The sequence below is a fragment of the Streptosporangium nondiastaticum genome, assembly GCF_003011965.1.
GTDB classification, from domain to species: Bacteria; Actinomycetota; Actinomycetes; order Streptomycetales; family Streptomycetaceae; genus Streptomyces; species Streptomyces nondiastaticus.
Genome location: NZ_PXWG01000069.1, coordinates 1 through 18,058, shown reverse-complemented (window position 1 = coordinate 18,058; position 18,058 = coordinate 1). Strand labels below are relative to the sequence as shown.

Below are 18,058 nucleotides of genomic sequence, written 5' to 3'. Positions count from 1 at the left end.
CGGGCATCAGCTGCATGGACTGCCGATTCCGTCCCGGAAAACTCGGGTGTTCAGCTGCCTGCGCCCACTGTGCCTCAGATGGCACCGGACGATAGCAGGTGAGCGCCGGCACCTTTATCGCGGCCCTACCGGTCACGTCGGAGACCCGGCGGGCGCGGACTTCTTCGCCTCGGCGGATTCCGGATCGACGTAAAGGATCTTGGCCTTCAGATACGCCCGGGTCTGCGCGGCGGTCCACACGAGGACCGCAGCGAGCAGCGCGAAGGCGAACGCCCGGGTGTTGAACAGCGACGTGTCCCGGAAGACCGCGAGAACGACCGCGGCGATCAGGAACTGCGTCACATAGAGCACCAGACCCATGGCCTGGAACAGGTGCGGGAAGGACTTGGCCGTGCGCTGGAGAACGAAGAGGCCCATGGCCATGACGCCGCCCGCCACGAGGGTGCCGACGACGGCGCCGAGGGCACCCTTGCCGCCGGCGAGCACGCCGCCGAGCACGGCGGCGATGACGCCTGCCACGGCGGTCGGGACGGCGCACTGCAGGAGTGTTCGGGCGTCGTTGGACTGCATGAAGGGTTTCTCCGGCGATGAGGTCGGAAGCAACGATTCGTCGTGGACGAGCGTATCCCCGGAAATGCTCACGGCTTACGACGAAGGACCGCCGCACTACGGTCCATCGGCTCTAGCACCGGGTTTCGTGAACGGTATCACAAACTATTTGATGAGGTCTTTACCTACATCGTGTGCCGGACGTCACACGCAAGGGTCACGTCGCTGGTCAAGGCGCTGACGAGCCCCCGGTTGTCTGATAGGGACACCCGGATCTCAGCTGTTACTGGTGATCCTGCTGAAACGCGAGCGGTCCCCGATGGCGGTGGCGCCATGGACGCCCGCGGGCACGGGCTCGCGCTGCTCTCCGGGCTCCCCCTCCGGCTCCGCGGCCGTCGCCGCCGCGGCCGGCTGCGCGGCCACGACCTTGCGGCGGCGGTAGCGGGGCGGGACGAACGCCTCGGCCCAGCGCGGGGCGCGCGGCTTGAAGCGCGGCAGCAGCAGGAGGACGAGGCCGGCCGCGCTCAGCGCGACGATCAGCAGCAGGATCCAGGTGCTCGCCGAGTGCACGGAGTAGGCGACCGTGCCGAAGGCGATGAGCCCCGACCAGAAGTACATGATCAGCACCGCACGGCTGTGCGAGTGCCCGATCTCCAGCAGCCGGTGGTGCAGGTGGCCGCGGTCCGCGGCGAACGGCGACTGGCCGTTCCAGGTGCGCCGCACGATGGCAAGCAGCAGGTCGGCGACCGGCACCGCGATCACCGTCAGGGGCAGCAGCAGCGGGATGTAGACCGGCACCGTGGCGTGCACGATCGCGCGCTCCGAACCGCCCGTGAACGCGTTGAGCACATCGGGGTCGACCTGGCCGGTGATGGAAATGGCGCCCGCGGCCAGCACCAGGCCGATGAGCATGGAGCCGGAATCACCCATAAAGATCCGTGCAGGATGCATGTTGTGCGGGAGGAATCCCAGGCACATGCCCATCAGGATCGCGGCGAACAGCGTCGCCGGAGCGGCCGCCTCCACGTTGTGCCCGAACCAGAGCCGGTACGCGTAGAGGAAGAACGCGGCGGCGGCGATGCACACCATCCCGGAGGCCAGGCCGTCCAGGCCGTCGACGAAATTGACCGCGTTGATGGTGATGACGACGAGCGCGACGGTGAGCAGCGTGCCCTGCATCGGGGTGAGGCTGACCGTGCCCACGCCGGGCACGGGGATCCACAGGATCGTCAGCCCCTGGAGCACCATCACACCGGCGGCGATCATCTGGCCGCCCAGCTTGACCAGGGCGTCCACGCCCCACTTGTCGTCCAGCACGCCGAGGATCCAGATCAGCCCGGCGCCCGAGAGGAGCGCCCGCGGCTCGCTGTGCAGCTCGAAGACCTTGCCCAGGTTGGACAGGTGGGCCGCCACCAGCAGCCCCGCGCAGAGCCCGCCGAACATCGCGATCCCGCCCAGCCGCGGCGTCGGCTCCCGGTGCACGTCGCGGGCGCGGATCTCCGGCATCGCGCCGGCCACGATCGCGAACTTCCGCACCGGTCCCGTCAGCAGATAGGTGACTGCCGCGGTGACGCACAGCGTCAGCAGGTATTCACGCACGGGCTGCCCCAGAGGTCGCGCTGGACATCACAGCCCCACACCATATTCGCGTCCGCCCCCGATCCGTGAATACAGCTCTAGACGTACGGCCACGCGCGATGGTTGCAGCCGTCACATGTGGCCGGGATAAGGAGCGTAGACCGGGAAGCTCCCCGCGAGCCGGGCGACCTCCCCGCGCAGGCCCCCGTCCCGGCCCGCGCCCCGCAGCGCCGCCCCGACGAGCATCCCGATCCGCGCCATCTCCGGCTCCCGCATGCCCTGCGTGGTGACCGCGGCGGTGCCCAGCCGCAGGCCGTGGGCCGCCTCGTGCGGCAGCCCGCAGACGTCCAGGACGATGCCGGCGGCCGCGAGCCTGCCGCGGGCCGTGGCGGCCTCCAGGGCAAGCCCGGAGACATCGGCGGTGATGAGATGCGTGTCGGTGCCGCCCGTGGTCACAGAGAGGCCCTCAGCGGCCAGGACGGCGGCAAGGGCGCGCGCGTTGGCCACCACCTGATGGGCGTACGCGGCGAAGGCCGGCGTCGCGGCCTCCCCGAACGCCACCGCCTTGGCCGCGACGGAGTGCATCTGGGCGCCGCCCTGGGTGAACGGGAAGACCGCCCGGTCGATCCGGCCCGCCAGCTCCTCTCGGCAGAGGATCATCCCGCCGCGCGGGCCGCGCAGCACCTTGTGGGTGGTCGCGCACACCACGTCGGCGTACGGGACGGGGTTCGGCGCCGCTCCCCCGGCGACCAGCCCGATCGGGTGGGCGGCGTCCGCGATCAGGTGGGCGCCGACGTCGTCGGCGATCTCGCGGAAGGCCGCGTAGTCCGGGTGGCGCGGGTACGAGATCGAGCCGCAGACGATCGCCGCGGGCCGGTGCTCGCGCGCGAGGGCCTGCACCCGGTCGTAGTCGATGAGGCCGGTGTCGCGGCGGACGCCGTAGCCGGCGAAGTCGTACCAGCGGCCGGAGAAGTTGGCCGGCGAGCCGTGGGTGAGGTGGCCGCCGTGCCGCAGGTCCATGGCGAGCACCGTGTCGCCCGGCCGGAGCAGCGCGGCGTAGGCGGCGAGCATCGCGGAGGAGCCCGAGTGGGGCTGCACGTTGGCGTGCTCGGCGCCGAACAGGGCCTTCGCGCGATCGACGGCGGTGCGCTCGGCCAGGTCGACCAGCTCGCAGCCGCCGTGGTGGCGCGCGCCGGGATAGCCCTCGGCGTACTTGTTGGCCAGCGGGGAGCCGAGGGCCGCGAGGACGGCGGGCGAGGTGAAGTTCTCGGCGGCGATCAGCTGGAGGCCGTCAGCCTGGCGGCGGGCCTCGCCGAAGAGCAGGTCGGCGATTTCCGGGTCCTGCCGCTGCAGCGCGTCCAGGCCGTGGCTCCAGCCGTCGTACGCGTACGGCTCCTGCGCGGTGGCGCGCGCGGCCCGGCCGGTCGGTGGGGTGACGGACATCGCGGGCTCCGGGCGATAGGTTCACCACCCAATGTAGGCCCGCGGCGCCACGGGCGCCCGGTTCGCCCGGCCCTTCCTGCGGCTCAGCGGCGGGCCGGGACGCCGGTCAGGGCGGTCACCACGGGGTCCAGGGCCTGGTCGATCTCCGCGCCGATGGAGCGGAAGAAGGTGATGGGCGCTCCGTACGGGTCGTGGACCTCGTCGGCCTCCGCGTTCGGCGCGAGCAGCCAGCCGCGCAGCGCGGCAGCCGCCTGCACCAGGGCGCGGGCGCGCTCGACCACGCCGCCGGCCCGCTCGGGGTCCGGGAGCGTCGCCGGGTCTATGGCCCGCACCAGCCGGGTGAACTCCTTCAGCGTGAAGGTGCGCAGCCCCGCCGAGTGGCCCATGGAGATGACCTGGGCGCGGTGGTCGCGGGTGGCGGTCAGGACCAGGTCGGCGCGGATGACGTGCTCGTCCAGCAGCTCCCGGCCGGTGAACCCGGCGGGGTCGGCGCCGAGGTCCGCGAGGACGGTGGCGGCGTGCGCCTCCATCGGGGCGCCCTCGTGGCCCCAGGTCCCCGCGCTCTCCACCACCAGGCCGCCCGCGAAGGGGTCGCCGAGGCGGTCGGTGAGCGCATGGCGGCTCAGCCGCTCGGTGATGGGCGAGCGGCAGACGTTGCCGGTGCTGACGTGGAGGATGCGGAAGGTGCCGGCTTCGGCCGCCGTGTCCGGTCCCGCTATGCCACGCCCCTGCGGGGCGATCAATTCGCCACCTCGAGGTCGGGTACCACCTCGCGGAGCTGCTCGGCGCTGATCGCGCCGGCGCGCAGCAGGACGGGCACCTTTCCGGTGACGTCCACGATGGAGGACGGCACGTCGGCGGGGGTGGGGCCGCCGTCGAGGTAGACGGAGACGGAGTCGCCGAGCATCTCCTGGGCGGCGTCGCAGTCCTGCGGCGCCGGGTGGCCGGTGAGGTTGGCGCTGGAGACGGCCATCGGGCCGAACTCGGTGAGCAGCTCGATGGCGACCGGGTGCAGCGGCATCCGGACGGCCACGGTGCCGCGGGTCTCGCCCAGGTCCCAGGTCAGGGAGGGCTGGTGGTTGGCCACGAGGGTGAGCGCGCCGGGCCAGAAGGCGTCGACGAGCTCCCAGGCCTGCTCGGAGAAGTCGGTGACGAGCCCGTGCAGGGTGTTCGGGGAGCCGACGAGGACGGGCGAGGGCATGCCGCGGCCGCGGCCCTTGGCCTGCAGGAGATCGCCGACGGCCTCGCTGCTGAAGGCGTCCGCACCGATGCCGTACACGGTGTCGGTGGGCAGCACGACCAGCTCACCGCGGCGCACCGCGGCGACGGCCTCGCGCAGGCCGGTCTTGCGGTCGGTCGCGTCGCTGCAGTCGTATCGCCGTGCCATCACATCTCCTTCGCGAAGCGCTTGCTGTACGTCGTGGGTGCCGCCGCGCCGGTCACGCCGTCGCCCTGCGGGCCGTCGCGAACCGGGGGCGCTTGTTGAGGTCGGGGTGGTCGGCCGCGTCGGCCCAGCCCTTCTCCTCGGTGAAGATCCACGGGACCTGGCCGCCCTGGGTGTCGGCGTGCTCGATGACGACGACGCCGCCCGGGCGGAGCAGCCGGTGGGCGGTGCGCTCGATGCCGCGGATGGCGTCGAGGCCGTCCTCGCCGGAGAACAGGGCGAGCTGCGGGTCGTGGTCGCGGGCCTCGGGGGCGACGTACTCCCACTCGGTGAGCGGGATGTACGGGGGGTTGCTGATGACGAGGTCGACCTGGCCGTCGAGCTCGGGCAGCGCGGTCAGGGCGTCGCCGTGGTGCAGGGTGACGCGGGAGCCCTCGACGTTCTTGGCGGCCCAGCTGTGCGCCGTCTCGTCGAGCTCGACGGCGTGCACGCGCGAGCGCGGCACCTCCTGGGCGAGGGCGAGGGCGATGGCCCCGGAGCCGGTGCACAGGTCGACGATCAGGGGCTCGACGACGTCCATGGCCCGGACGGCGTCTATGGCCCAGCCGACGACCGACTCGGTCTCGGGCCGGGGGACGAAGACGCCGGGGCCGACCTGGAGCTCCAGGTAGCGGAAGAAGGCGCGGCCGGTGATGTGCTGGAGGGGCTCGCGGGCCTCGCGGCGCGCGATCGCCTCCCAGTAGCGGGCGTCGAAGTCGGCGTCCGCCACGAGGTGCAGTTCGCCCCGCTTGACGCCGTGCACGAAGGCCGCGAGCTCCTCCGCGTCGAAGCGCGGAGAAGGTACGCCGGCGTCGGCCAGCCGCTGAGTGGCTTGCGCCACTTCGGCGAGCAGCAGATTCACAGTGGTCCTCTCGCGTCTTCGTTCGTCGTCCCCGTCGCCGGGCGGCCCTGCGGGAGGGCCGGTCCGGCGGCCGCGGACGGGCTTCTCGGTCTTCGGTCAGCTCGCGGCGGCGAGCTTGGCGGCGGAGTCGGCGTCGACGCACGCCTGGATCACCGGGTCCAGCTCGCCGTCGAGCACCTGGTCCAAGTTGTACGCCTTGAAGCCGACGCGGTGGTCCGAGATGCGGTTTTCCGGGAAGTTGTACGTGCGGATCTTCTCGGAGCGGTCGACGGTGCGGACCTGGCTGCGACGCGCGTCGGCGGCCTCGGCCTCGGCCTTCTCCTGGGCCGCGGCCAGCAGCCGCGAGCGCAGGATGCGCAGGGCCTGCTCCTTGTTCTGGAGCTGGCTCTTCTCGTTCTGGCAGGAGGCGACGACGCCGGTCGGCAGGTGGGTGATGCGGACGGCGGAGTCGGTGGTGTTGACGGACTGGCCGCCGGGGCCGGAGGAGCGGTAGACGTCGATCCGCAGGTCGTTCATGTTGATCTCGACGTCGACCTCCTCGGCCTCGGGCGTGACGAGCACGCCGGCGGCGGAGGTGTGGATGCGGCCCTGGGACTCGGTGGCCGGCACGCGCTGGACGCGGTGGACGCCGCCCTCGTACTTCAGCCGGGCCCACACGCCCTGGCCGGGCTCCGTGGCGCCGTTGCCGCCCTTGGTCTTCACCGCGACCTGGACGTCCTTGTAGCCGCCGAGCTCGGACTCGGTGGAGTCGATGATCTCGGTCTTCCAGCCGACGCGCTCGGCGTAGCGCAGGTACATGCGCAGGAGGTCGCCGGCGAACAGCGCGGACTCGTCGCCGCCCGCACCGGCCTTGATCTCCAGGATGACGTCCTTGTCGTCGCTCGGGTCGCGCGGGACGAGGAGCAGGCGGAGCTTGTCGGTGAGCTCCTCGCGCTGCTTCTCCAGATCCTTGACCTCGGCGGCGAAGTCCGGGTCGTCGGCGGCGAGCTCGCGAGCGGTCTCGATGTCGTCCCCGGCCTGCTTCCAGGAGCGGTAGGTCCCGACGATCGGCGTCAGCTCGGCGTAGCGCTTGTTGAGCTTGCGGGCGTTGGCCTGGTCCGCGTGCACGGCGGGGTCGGCGAGCCGCTTCTCGAGGTCGGCGTGCTCGCCGATCAGTTCCTCGACTGCCTCGAACATGGGGTTTCCCTAGCTGCTGGAAGTGACGGGCCTGCTGGACGACAAAGCGCCGGTCCGGTCGCCCTCGCTTACGGGAGGGCGACCGAGGACCGGCGCCTGCGGGTCGCTACTTCTTGGCAGCGGCGGCCTTGCCGAAGCGGGCCTCGAAGCGGGCCACGCGGCCACCGGTGTCGAGGATCTTCTGCTTGCCCGTGTAGAACGGGTGGCACTCGGAGCACACGTCGGCACGGATGGTGCCGTCCGCGACGGTGCTACGCGTGGTGAACGAGGCGCCACAGGTGCAGCTGACCTGGGTCTCGACGTACTCCGGGTGGATGTCGCGCTTCAAGGGGTTCTCCTAGGTTCGGGAGGGCTCCGGGTCGTAGAGGCGGGATTGCCTTACGTGAACCGGGGCCGACGGACCAGTTTGCCAGTACTGGCCGCATCCCCCAAAACGGGAGGTCGCGGCCGGTTATTCCCGGGGGTCCCGGGCCTGGTCAGAGCCGGCCGTACGGGACGGCCCGGATCATTTGACCACGTCGTCGGCGCCGGTCTTGGTGCCTGCGCCGTCCTTGAGGGCTTCCTCCGGGATCGGCTGGTCGGCGCGGAGCGCGTCCCAGATCTTCGCGCTCGCCTCGGTGATCGGGATGACCCGGTTGTGGTCGGCGGGGTCGTCGCCCACGGGCAGGGTCACCATGTGCATGTCGCCCGAGCCGATGCCCTTGAGGCCGTTGGCGAAGGAGTACAGCTTGTCGACGGAGGCCAGCTCGCGGTCCGTGGTGAGCGCCTTGGTGGCGGTGTCGGCGATCCCATAGAGCTTGGTGGGGCTGGTGAACAGGCCGATCTGCTTGACCTGGTCGAGCAGGGCCTTGATGAAGGCCTGCTGGAGCTTGATCCGGCCGAGGTCGCTGCCGTCACCGACGCCGTGCCGGGTGCGCACGAGGCCGAGGGACTGCTCGCCGTTGAGCGTGTGGGTGCCCGGCTCCAGGTTGAGGTGGCTCCACTTGTCCTTGATGGGCTTGGTCGTGGTGACCTCGACGCCGCCGAGCTTGTCGATCAGCTTCTGGAAGCCGGCGAAGTCGACCTCCAGGTAGTGGTCCATCCGGATGTTGGTCATCGCCTCGACGGTCGCGACCGCGCAGGCCGCGCCGCCCACCGTGTACGCCTCGTTGAACTGGGCGGCCTTCACGGCGGGGCTGGTCTTGCCGCCGGAGGTGCGGCAGGCGGGGCGCGGGACGATGGTGTCCCGCGGGATGCTCACGACGCTCGCCTTCTTGTGACCCGCGTAGACGTGGACGATCATCGCGGTGTCGGAGCGGGAGCTGCCCTCGTCCCGGCCGTAGGCGCTGTTGGCGCCGGCCCGGGAGTCGGAGCCGAGGACGAGGATGTCCTGCGAGCCGTTGTCGATGTTCTCCGGCCGGTTCTTGCCCAGGGCCGCGTTGATGTCGACGCTGCTGAGGTTGCCGTTGAACTTGTAGTAGAGGATTCCCGCCCCGGCGCCGCCCGCGAGGACCACACCGGTGGCCGTCCAGGCGGCTATTCGCCAGCCCTTGCGGCGGGGGGCGGGCTTGCGGCGCCGTCCGCGCGGCCCGCCGGCACGGCGGCGGCGCGAACCCGCGGACGTGCCCCTGCTCTCCTCGGCCATGCGTTTCCTCAGTCCTTCGCTGTCGCCCGGATGTGACCCGGCTTGTCTCCCTGCGCTGATTGACGGGGAAGTCTGCGACAGGGTTGCACAGCGGTATCTGAGGACTGTCTTAGAAAAACTCCGGCCGCAGGCCCGGCCGGCGATCTCTATCACCCCTCGCCACCTGCGATTTCGGTCAACTGCGAGGCATTGATTCCGGCCATGCGGAGGGCGGGCGGCTGTGGTACATGTCTCAGAATGTCACGGGAAGATCACGGCGGGGCGGCCGGCTTCCGAGGAGGAACGGAGAAGGCCCCCGTCACCGGGGTGACGGGGGCCTTCCGGAGCTGCCGGCGCAGGATCAGTCGTTGCCGTTGCCCGCGGAGGGCGTGGTCTTCGCGATCTGCATCAGGAACTCGGCGTTCGACTTGGTCTGCTTCATCTTGTCGAGGAGCAGCTCGATCGCCTGCTGCGAGTCGAGGGCGTGCAGCACCCGGCGCAGCTTCCAGACGATCGCCAGCTCCTCGCCGCCCAGGAGGATCTCCTCCTTGCGCGTACCCGAGGGGTCCACGTCGACGGCCGGGAAGATGCGCTTGTCGGCGAGCTTCCGGTCGAGCTTGAGCTCCATGTTGCCGGTGCCCTTGAACTCCTCGAAGATCACCTCGTCCATGCGCGAGCCGGTCTCGACGAGCGCGGTGGCCAGGATGGTCAGCGAGCCGCCGTCCTCGATGTTGCGCGCGGCACCGAAGAACTTCTTCGGCGGGTAGAGCGCGGTCGAGTCGACACCACCGGACAGGATGCGGCCCGAGGCCGGGGCGGCCAGGTTGTAGGCGCGGCCCAGACGGGTGATCGAGTCCAGCAGGACGACCACGTCGTGACCCAGCTCGACGAGGCGCTTGGCGCGCTCGATGGCCAGCTCGGCGACGGTGGTGTGGTCCTCGGCCGGGCGGTCGAAGGTCGAGGAGATGACCTCGCCCTTGACCGACCGCTGCATGTCGGTGACCTCTTCCGGACGCTCGTCGACCAGGACGACCATCAGGTGGCACTCGGGGTTGTTGGTGGTGATCGCGTTGGCGATCGCCTGCATGATCATGGTCTTGCCGGTCTTCGGCGGGGCCACGATCAGACCGCGCTGGCCCTTGCCGATGGGGGCGACCAGATCGATGATCCGGGTCGTCAGAACGCCCGGGTCCGTCTCCAACCGCAGGCGGTCCTGCGGGTAGAGCGGGGTGAGCTTGTTGAACTCGGGGCGGCCGCGGCCGGTTTCGGGCGCCATGCCGTTCACCGAGTCGAGGCGGACGAGGGCGTTGAACTTCTCGCGGCGCTCGCCGTCCTTCGGCTGCCGGACGGCACCGGTGACGTGGTCACCCTTGCGCAGGCCGTTCTTGCGGACCTGGGCGAGGGAGACGTAGACGTCGTTCGGGCCGGGGAGGTAGCCGGAGGTGCGGATGAACGCGTAGTTGTCGAGGATGTCCAGAATGCCCGCGACGGGGATCAGGACGTCGTCCTCGGAGACCTGCGGCTCGTTGCCGAAGTCGTCGCGGCCACGGCGGCCACGGCGGTCGCGGTAGCGGCCGCGGCGGCCACGGCGGCCGCCCTCGAAGTCGTCCTCGTCCTGCGGGCCGGCCTGGGCGCCCTGCGGCGCGCCACGGCCGTCGCGCTGCTGGCGGTCGCCCTTCTGGGCGTCGTCGCCGCGCTGGCCGCGCTCACGGCGGTCACGCTGGCCGCGCTCGCCGCGGTCACTGCGCTCGCCACGGTCGCCGCGCTCACGGCGGTCGCCCTTCTGGCCGCGCTCGGCGCGGTCCTGACGGTCGCCCTTGGCCTTGCCCTCGGCGGTGTCCAGCGCGGCCTCGGCCTTGGCCTCGGTGCGCTCCTCGACGCGGGTCTCGGCCTTGGCCTCGGCGGCGTCGGGGCTGCCGGCGGGCGCGGTGGCCCGGCGGCGGCGGCGCTCGCCGGCCGGCTGCTCGTCGCTGGACGGCTGGCCCGGGATCTCGATCTGCTGCTGGGCGGCAGCCTTCTCGGCGGGCTTGGCCTCGGCCTTCTCGGCCGCCTCACCCGTACGGGCCTTGGAGGTGGCGCGGCGCTTCGGCTTGGTCTCGGCGTCCGCCGCGGCCGCGGTCTCGGCCTTGGCGGGCGCGGCGGAGCCTCCGGCCTGCCTCTCCTTGATGACCTCGATCAGCTGGCCTTTGCGCATCCGCGCGGTGCCCTTGATGCCGAGGCTCGAGGCGAGCTGCTGGAGCTCGGCCAGGACCATGGCGTCGAGGCCGGTGCCCGAGCGGCGCCGCTTGGGGGCGGTGGCAGCACCGGTGGCAGGCGCGGCGGGAGCGTCCGTGGCGGGCGCGGAGGCATTGCCGGCGGCTCCGGCGTTCACGCCCATCAGATCGGTGGTGTCGCTCACGAAGGGGTCCTTCCCTGGAGCGGGCGTCGGCCTGTCTGGCTCGGCGACCGGTTGTGCTGTCCGGCTACGGTCTGGCGGTTTGCGGACCGGGCCGGGGCGGTGGTCCGCCGGTACGGCTGGTACGGCGGAAGAATCAGTTCATTGGTCCGGCGTGAAGAATGAGGTGAAGACATGGAGTATCGGCTTCACTCATGTCACCCACGCCGATTCCGGAGCGTGCTCGAAGCTGCTCAGGCAGGCTGCTCAGGCAGTTTGGGAGGCTCCCGGAAGAAAAGCGGCCCCTGATCGGGACACAGAGCACCGAGCCGATGTGGCTTCGAGTGCAGACTTGAGGTTAACACTACCGGATCCCACAAACATTCCCCCTCTCCAAGACCGGCAACCGCTATTTTTCGCGGAGCCGGGTTTCGCCCGGATTTCCGCTGTCAGGCGAGCGGAAGCACGCTCGTCCCCCCGGCGTCGAGGGTCAGCCGGTTGGCCGCCCACCCCTCGCCCGCCAGTCGTGCGACCTTGTCGGCCGCACCGTTCTCGACCAGCGCGAGGACCGTGGGTCCCGCGCCGGAGATGACCGCGGGGACGCCGTCCGCGCGCAGTCGGTTGACCAGGGCCACGCTCTCCGGCATCGCCGGGGCGCGGTACTCCTGGTGGAGCCGGTCCTCGGTGGCCGCCAGCAGCAGGCCGGGGCGCCTGGTGAGCGCCTCGACCAGCAGGGCGGCCCGGCCGGCGTTGGCCGCCGCGTCCACATGGGGGACGCTGCGCGGCAGGAGCCCGCGGGCGGTCTCGGTGAGCACCGGGCGGGATGGCACGAAGACCACCGGAACGATGGAATCCGCAGGGTCCATCCGAATGGCCCGCGCCACTCCGGCGTCCATCCACGCCAGGGTGAAACCGCCCATCAGGCATGCGGCGACGTTGTCGGGGTGTCCCTCGATCTCGGTGGCCAGCTCGAGCAACGCCGCGTCGTCGAGCTTCTCGGCCCCGCCTATGGTCACGGCGCGGGCCGCGACTATCCCCGCGCAGATGGCCGCCGAGGAGGAGCCGAGGCCGCGCCCGTGCGGGATGCGGTTGGCGCAGACGACCTCCAGGCCGCGCGGCTGGCCGCCGAGCAGGTCGAAGGCGGTGCGCAGGGCACGGACGAGGAGGTGGTTCTCGTCGCGCGGGAGGGTGTCGGCACCCTCGCCGGCGATGTCGATGTGCAGCCCGGACTCGGCCACCCGGACCACGACGTCGTCGTAGAGCCCCAGCGAAAGGCCCAGGGCGTCGAAGCCGGGGCCGAGGTTTGCGCTGGTGGCAGGGGTGCGCACGCGGACAGCGGCGGCGCGGAACGCGGGACCGGCCATCGCTCGATGACTCTCCTTGGTCTGGCCTTGGTGGGGCGTGCAACGTCCGCAAGGGCCGCGACGGCGAAGCCGTGGGTGGCACGGCAGCGGTCTGCGACGGGGCGGAGTGAGTACAGCCTATCGAAGGAAGGTTCTGCGGCGACATAGGGCGCACGGGAGGCGCACGATGCGTGTCGCCTGCGGCGGGCTTGCGGCTCTTTGCCCTCGGCAGCCGCCCTCGGGGGGCCGGACGGGCCGGTTAAGAAATCAGCCCGTCCGGCGATTGAGGACCGGGGTCCGGGGCGGAGCCCCGGGACGGGTGGGTCAGACGAGGCCCAGCCGCTGCGCGGCTACCCCGGCATCCACCGGAACGGTGATCGGCTGGGGCGCCCCCGCGACCGCCCAGTCGGGGTCCTTGAGGCCGTTGCCGGTGACCGTACAGACGATGCGCTGGCCGGGGTCGACCAGGCCGAGCTCGGCGGCCTTGAGCAGGCCGGCGACGCTCGCGGCCGAGGCGGGCTCGACGAAGACGCCCTCCTGCGAGGCCAACAGCCGGTACGCGGCGAGGATCTGTCGGTCGGTCACCTCGTCGATGAGACCGCCCGATTCGTCCCGCGCCTGCTCGGCGAACCGCCACGAGGCGGGGTTGCCGATGCGGATCGCGGTGGCGATGGTGTGCGGGTCCTTCACGGGCTCGCCGCGCACGATCGGCGCCGAACCGGAGGCCTGGAATCCCCACATCCGGGGGGTGCGGGAGGCGATCCCGTCGGCGGCGTACTCCCGGTAACCGCGCCAGTAGGCGGTGATGTTGCCGGCGTTGCCGACGGGGAGGACGTGGATGTCGGGCGCGTCGCCGAGCGCGTCGACGATCTCGAACGCGGCGGTCTTCTGGCCTTCGATGCGCACCGGATTGACGGAGTTGACCAGCGCCACCGGGTACTGCTCGGACAGGCCGCGGGCCAGCGTCAGGCAGTCGTCGAAGTTGCCGTCGACCTGCAGGATGCGGGCGCCGTGGACCAGGGCCTGGCCCATCTTGCCCAGCGCGATCTTGCCCTGCGGGACGAGGACGGCGCAGACCATGCCGGCCCGTACGGCGTAGGCCGCGGCCGAGGCGGAGGTGTTGCCGGTGGAGGCGCAGATGACGGCCTTCGCGCCCTCCTCCTTCGCCCGGGTGATGGCCATGGTCATGCCGCGGTCCTTGAAGGAACCCGTGGGGTTCGCGCCCTCGACCTTGAGGTGGACCTCACAGCCCGTGCGCTCGGAGAGCACCTGGGCGGGGACGAGCGGCGTGCCGCCCTCCCGGAGGGTCACCACCGGGGTGTCGGCGGTGACCGGCAGCCGGTCGCGGTACTCCTCGATGATGCCGCGCCACTGGTGGGTTTGCTTGAACATTGCTTTCGTTACTCCCCTTCAACCCGCATGATGCTCGCGACACCGCGGACCGTGTCCAGCTTGCGCAGCGCTTCGACCGTCGCCGACAGGGCGGCGTCGGCGGCCCGGTGGGTGACCACGACGAGGGAGGCCTCGCCGTCCTTGCCCTGCTGGCGGACCGTGTCGATGGACACGCCGTGCTCGGCGAAGACCGTGGCCACCTGGGCCAGCACACCGGGCTTGTCGGCCACGTCGAGGCTGATGTGGTAGCGCGTGACCACCTCGCCCATCGTGCTCACCGGCAGCCGCGTGTAGGCGGACTCGCCGGGGCCGGTGGCCTCGGCGACCTTGTTCCGGCAGACGGCGACGATGTCGCCGAGGACCGCGGAGGCGGTCGGCGCGCCGCCGGCGCCGGGGCCGTAGAACATCAGCTGCCCGGCCGCTTCGGCCTCGATGAAGACCGCGTTGTACGCCCCGCGCACGGAGGCGAGCGGGTGGGTCAGCGGGATCATCGCCGGGTGGACGCGGGCGGTCACCGAGCGGCCGTCGGCGGCGCGCTCGCAGATGGCCAGCAGCTTGATGGTGCAGCCCATCTGCTTTGCGGATGCGAAGTCCGCGGCGGTGACCTCCGTCATGCCCTCGCGATAGACGTCGTCGAGGCGGACCCGGGTGTGGAAGGCGATCCCGGCGAGGATCGCGGCCTTCGCGGCGGCGTCGAAGCCCTCGACGTCGGCGGTCGGGTCCGCCTCCGCGTACCCGAGGGCGGTGGCCTCGTCCAGCGCCTCGGAGTAGCCCGCGCCGCTGGAGTCCATCTTGTCGAGGATGAAGTTGGTGGTGCCGTTGACGATGCCGAGCACCCGGTTGACCTTGTCGCCGGCGAGCGACTCGCGCAGCGGCCGGACCAGCGGGATGGCGCCGGCCACGGCGGCCTCGTAGTAGAGGTCCACGCCGTGCTGCTCGGCGGCGGCGTGCAGGGCCGCGCCGTCCTGGGCGAGCAGGGCCTTGTTCGCCGAGACGACGCTGGCGCCGTGCTCGAAGGCGGTGGTGATCAGCGAGCGGGCCGGCTCGATGCCGCCGATGACCTCGACGACCACGTCGACGTCGTCGCGTTTGACGAGCGCGGTGGCATCGGTGGTGATCAGCTCGGCCGGCACGCCCTCGCGCACCCGGTCGGGACGGCGCACGGCGATGCCGACGAGCTCGACGGGCGCTCCGATGCGCTGCGTGAGGTCGTCCGTGTGCGTCGTCATGATGCGCGTCACCTCAGAGCCGACCACTCCACAGCCCAGCAGCGCCACCTTCAGCGGACGCGTACGCATCATCCGACCTCGTTTCTCATACATCTTGGTTTGTGCACCAGTCTCACTCACCGGACGGGGGTTTCCCTCCGCTGTCCAGTATCCGAGACCTGTGTTTCCGTCAGCCGACGTCGAGACGAAGAAGGTCCTCTTCGGTCTCGCGCCGGACGATCACACGGGCCGCGCCGTCGGCCACCGCCACGACCGGCGGGCGCAGGGCGTGGTTGTAGTTGCTGGCCATCGAGCGGCAGTAGGCGCCGGTGGCCGGCACCGCGAGCAGGTCGCCCGGGGCCAGGTCGGCGGGGAGGAAGGCGTCACGGACGACGATGTCACCGGATTCGCAGTGCTTGCCGACGACGCGCGAGAGCATCGGTGCGGCCGCCGACGTCCGGGAGACCAGCGCGACGCTGTACTCGGCGTCGTAGAGCGCGGTGCGGATGTTGTCCGACATGCCGCCGTCGACGCTGACGTACGTGCGCAGGCCCGGCAGCTCCTTGACCGTGCCCACCTCGTAGAGGGTGAAGGCCGTGGGGCCGACGATGGCGCGCCCCGGCTCGACGGAGATGCGCGGCACGGCGAGCCCGGCGGCCGCGCACTCGCGGGTGACGATCTCGCGCAGGGCCGTGGCGATCTCCTGCGGCTCGCGGGGGTCGTCGTCGGAGGTGTAGGCGATGCCGAGGCCGCCGCCGAGGTCGATCTCGGGGAGCTCGACGCCGTGCTCGTCGCGGATCTGCGCGAGCAGCCCGACGACCCGGTGAGCGGCGACCTCGAAACCGGAGGTGTCGAAGATCTGCGAGCCGATGTGGGAGTGGATGCCGACGAGTTCGAGCCCGTCGAGCTTGAGCGCGCGCCGCACCCCCTCGGCGGCCTGGCCGCCGGCCAGCGCGAGCCCGAACTTCTGGTCCTCGTGGGCGGTGGCGATGAACTCGTGGGTGTGCGCCTCGACGCCGACCGTGATCCGGATCTGGACGCGCTGCCGCTTGCCGAGCCGCTCGGCGATGTGCGCGACGCGCACGATCTCCTGGAAGGAGTCGAGCACGATGCGGCCGACGCCGGCCTCGACGGCGCGGGTGATCTCCTCGGTGCTCTTGTTGTTGCCGTGCAGGGCGATGCGCTCGGCGGGCATGCCGGCGGCGAGGGCGGTGGCGAGCTCGCCGGCGGAGCAGACGTCGAGGTTGAGCCCTTCTTCGTGCAGCCATCGCACGACGGCCCGCGAAAGGAACGCCTTGCCGGCGTAGAAGACGTCCGCGTCGGTCCCGAAGGCGTCGCGCCAGGCGCGGCAGCGCGCCCGGAAGTCGGTCTCGTCGAGGAAGTAGGCGGGCGTGCCGAACTCCTCGGCGAGGCGGGTGACGGGGATCCCGCCGAGGGTCACGACGCCGTGCTCGTCGCGCGCGACGGTACGGGACCACACCTTCGGGTCGAGGGCGTTGAGGTCGGCGGGCGGGGCGGCGTAATGGCCCTCGGGAAGGACGTCGGCGTAGCGGGGCCCGGCGGGGTGGGCGGAGCGGCTCATGGTGGCGATCCCCTTTTACAGATGTGCGGGTGCGGTGATGCCGAGCTGGTGGAGGCCGTCGGCCAGCACGTTGCCCGTGGCCTCGGCGAGGGCCAGGCGGGCGCGGTGGACGGCCGAGGGTTTCTCGTCACCGCGGGGCAGGACGTCACCGTCCCGCTGCCAGGTCAGGAAGGCGCCGGCGGTGCGGTCGAGGTGCCGGGCGAGACGCTCGGGGTCACGGGCGGCCGTGACGCGGGGGTGGTCGGCGAGGGCGGCGAGGAGCGGCCCGGCAGCCGGCCGCTCGTACTCGGCCGGCTCGGCCGCCTCGGAGCGGAACCCCAGGTCACGAGCGTTACGCAGCAGCTGCTGCGTACGGGCATGGGCGTAGCGCACCCGGAAGAGGGGATTGCTGTCGCGCTGGACGAGGAGCTCGGCGCGGCCCGCGCCGGCGGGCCACAGGAGGCTCCAGCGGGCGGCGTCGGAACCGAGACGGGCGAGGAGGGCGGGACCGGGATCGGGCAGCGGGAGCGGCTCGGTGGCGGCGGGCGGTGCGCTCAGCAGCTCCCGTACGAGCCGAACGTACGAAATCCCCTCAAGGGTGATGTTGAGGAACCCGGGCCCGGCGATCTCGACACCGGCGATCCCCGGCTCCGCGGCCAGCCGCTTCCGCAGCACCTCGGCGACCTCGCGGGCGGGCCGGCCCGTGTCCTGGGCCACGCGCAGGGCGACATTGGTGGCGAAGTCCCCGCAGCCCGGGCGGGGCGGGACCCGCACGGTGACCCGCGTGGGCACGGCGGCGGGCAGCTCGTCGGCCTCGACGGCGCACTGCACGGTGTGCAGCACGGTACGGGAGAGCTCGGCCGGGGTCACGGGGCCAAGCCTAGGGGAGAGGGGTGGGGCGGAGGCGAATGGGTTTCGCCGACCGAGACGGCGCTCCTCCCCCCCCGGCCGACTACTCCCCCCGGCTGAGGGACTCGCTGAGAGACTCGCTGAGGGACTCCACCCCGCGGACGGGGTGCACGGCCTGGCCCCCTCCCCCGTCCCCGGGGGCCGAGGCCCCCGGCAACCCGTCGCCCCGCTCCCCCTTGTGGCGCCGCATGAGCCTGCGGACCAGCCGCACCATCTCGGCCGGCTCGAACGGCTTCGCCAGAAACGCGTCGACCCCGGCGGAACGGCCGCCCTCGACCTCCAGCTGGGTGCACGCGCTGATGATCGCGATCGGAATGTCGCACGTCCGGGCATCGGAGCGCAGCCGGGCAGCGGTGTTCAGCCCGTCCAGCCGGGGCATGACGACATCCAGCGTCACCACGTCAGGGCGCACGCGGTGCACGATCTCCAGACACTCGGCACCATCGGCCGCGGTCACGACCTCAAAGCCTTCGAGCTCGAGGTTGACCCTGATCAGCTGCCGGATGACCTTGTTGTCGTCGACGACAAGGACCCGGCCGGACAAGCCAGGCACACCCCGAGAGTAAGCGCGCCCCCCGCGCTGCGTCCGGGTTTTCCCCACTTCCACCCCGTGCGGGCGAGCTCCCCCCACCCACCC

16 protein-coding genes are annotated in these 18,058 nt (G+C 71.7%); all 16 read right to left on the bottom strand.

The window, feature by feature from the left end:
• Nucleotides 1–132: 132 nt before the first annotated feature.
• Nucleotides 133–570, bottom strand: coding sequence for a hypothetical protein (locus tag B7P34_RS22425; protein ID WP_106679176.1), 438 nt, complete (start codon nucleotides 568–570; stop codon nucleotides 133–135).
• A 255-nt stretch (nucleotides 571–825) separates the two neighbouring features.
• Nucleotides 826–2,148 (bottom strand): MraY family glycosyltransferase, encoded by a 1,323-nt coding sequence (locus B7P34_RS22420; RefSeq protein WP_223268112.1) that lies wholly within the window; start codon nucleotides 2,146–2,148, stop codon nucleotides 826–828.
• Nucleotides 2,149–2,259: 111 nt separating this feature from the next.
• Nucleotides 2,260–3,570: a serine hydroxymethyltransferase gene (gene glyA / locus B7P34_RS22415; protein WP_106679173.1), complete on the bottom strand. Its 1,311-nt coding sequence runs from the start codon at nucleotides 3,568–3,570 to the stop codon at nucleotides 2,260–2,262.
• An 83-nt stretch (nucleotides 3,571–3,653) separates the two neighbouring features.
• Nucleotides 3,654–4,313, bottom strand: coding sequence for a protein-tyrosine-phosphatase (locus B7P34_RS22410; protein WP_106679171.1), 660 nt, complete (start codon nucleotides 4,311–4,313; stop codon nucleotides 3,654–3,656).
• Nucleotides 4,310–4,957 carry an L-threonylcarbamoyladenylate synthase gene (locus B7P34_RS22405; protein ID WP_106679169.1) on the bottom strand — a complete coding sequence of 216 codons (648 nt, stop codon included), beginning with the start codon at nucleotides 4,955–4,957 and terminating at the stop codon, nucleotides 4,310–4,312. Before B7P34_RS22405 ends, B7P34_RS22410 begins: the two co-directional genes overlap by 4 nt.
• A gap of 52 nt (nucleotides 4,958–5,009) precedes the next feature.
• Entirely contained in the window at nucleotides 5,010–5,855 is an 846-nt protein-coding gene (prmC, locus tag B7P34_RS22400; protein ID WP_106679167.1) for a peptide chain release factor N(5)-glutamine methyltransferase, read from the bottom strand.
• Nucleotides 5,856–5,951: 96 nt separating this feature from the next.
• Complete coding sequence (gene prfA / locus B7P34_RS22395; RefSeq protein WP_106679165.1) at nucleotides 5,952–7,031, bottom strand: peptide chain release factor 1; 1,080 nt, start codon at nucleotides 7,029–7,031, stop codon at nucleotides 5,952–5,954.
• Nucleotides 7,032–7,137: 106 nt separating this feature from the next.
• Complete coding sequence (gene rpmE, locus B7P34_RS22390) at nucleotides 7,138–7,359, bottom strand: 50S ribosomal protein L31 (protein ID WP_106679164.1); 222 nt, start codon at nucleotides 7,357–7,359, stop codon at nucleotides 7,138–7,140.
• Between the two features lie 177 nt (nucleotides 7,360–7,536).
• Nucleotides 7,537–8,655 carry an LCP family protein gene (locus B7P34_RS22385; RefSeq protein WP_106679162.1) on the bottom strand — a complete coding sequence of 373 codons (1,119 nt, stop codon included), beginning with the start codon at nucleotides 8,653–8,655 and terminating at the stop codon, nucleotides 7,537–7,539.
• A gap of 340 nt (nucleotides 8,656–8,995) precedes the next feature.
• A complete protein-coding gene (rho, locus tag B7P34_RS22380; protein ID WP_106679160.1) occupies nucleotides 8,996–11,032 on the bottom strand; it encodes a transcription termination factor Rho in 2,037 nt (678 codons plus the stop codon).
• A gap of 425 nt (nucleotides 11,033–11,457) precedes the next feature.
• A complete protein-coding gene (gene thrB / locus B7P34_RS22375; RefSeq protein ID WP_106679159.1) occupies nucleotides 11,458–12,372 on the bottom strand; it encodes a homoserine kinase in 915 nt (304 codons plus the stop codon).
• A gap of 303 nt (nucleotides 12,373–12,675) precedes the next feature.
• Entirely contained in the window at nucleotides 12,676–13,743 is a 1,068-nt protein-coding gene (gene thrC, locus B7P34_RS22370; protein WP_106679157.1) for a threonine synthase, read from the bottom strand.
• Nucleotides 13,744–13,751: 8 nt separating this feature from the next.
• Nucleotides 13,752–15,041, bottom strand: a complete 1,290-nt coding sequence (locus tag B7P34_RS22365) for a homoserine dehydrogenase (RefSeq protein ID WP_435693978.1) — start codon at nucleotides 15,039–15,041, stop codon at nucleotides 13,752–13,754.
• Nucleotides 15,042–15,141: 100 nt separating this feature from the next.
• On the bottom strand, nucleotides 15,142–16,533 hold the full coding sequence (lysA, locus tag B7P34_RS22360) for a diaminopimelate decarboxylase (protein ID WP_106679154.1): 1,392 nt from the start codon (nucleotides 16,531–16,533) through the stop codon (nucleotides 15,142–15,144).
• A gap of 15 nt (nucleotides 16,534–16,548) precedes the next feature.
• Complete coding sequence (gene nrtL, locus B7P34_RS22355) at nucleotides 16,549–17,382, bottom strand: ArgS-related anticodon-binding protein NrtL (RefSeq protein ID WP_106679153.1); 834 nt, start codon at nucleotides 17,380–17,382, stop codon at nucleotides 16,549–16,551.
• Between the two features lie 82 nt (nucleotides 17,383–17,464).
• Nucleotides 17,465–17,974, bottom strand: coding sequence for a response regulator (locus B7P34_RS22350; RefSeq protein ID WP_106679151.1), 510 nt, complete (start codon nucleotides 17,972–17,974; stop codon nucleotides 17,465–17,467).
• Between the last annotated feature and the right edge of the window lie 84 nt (nucleotides 17,975–18,058).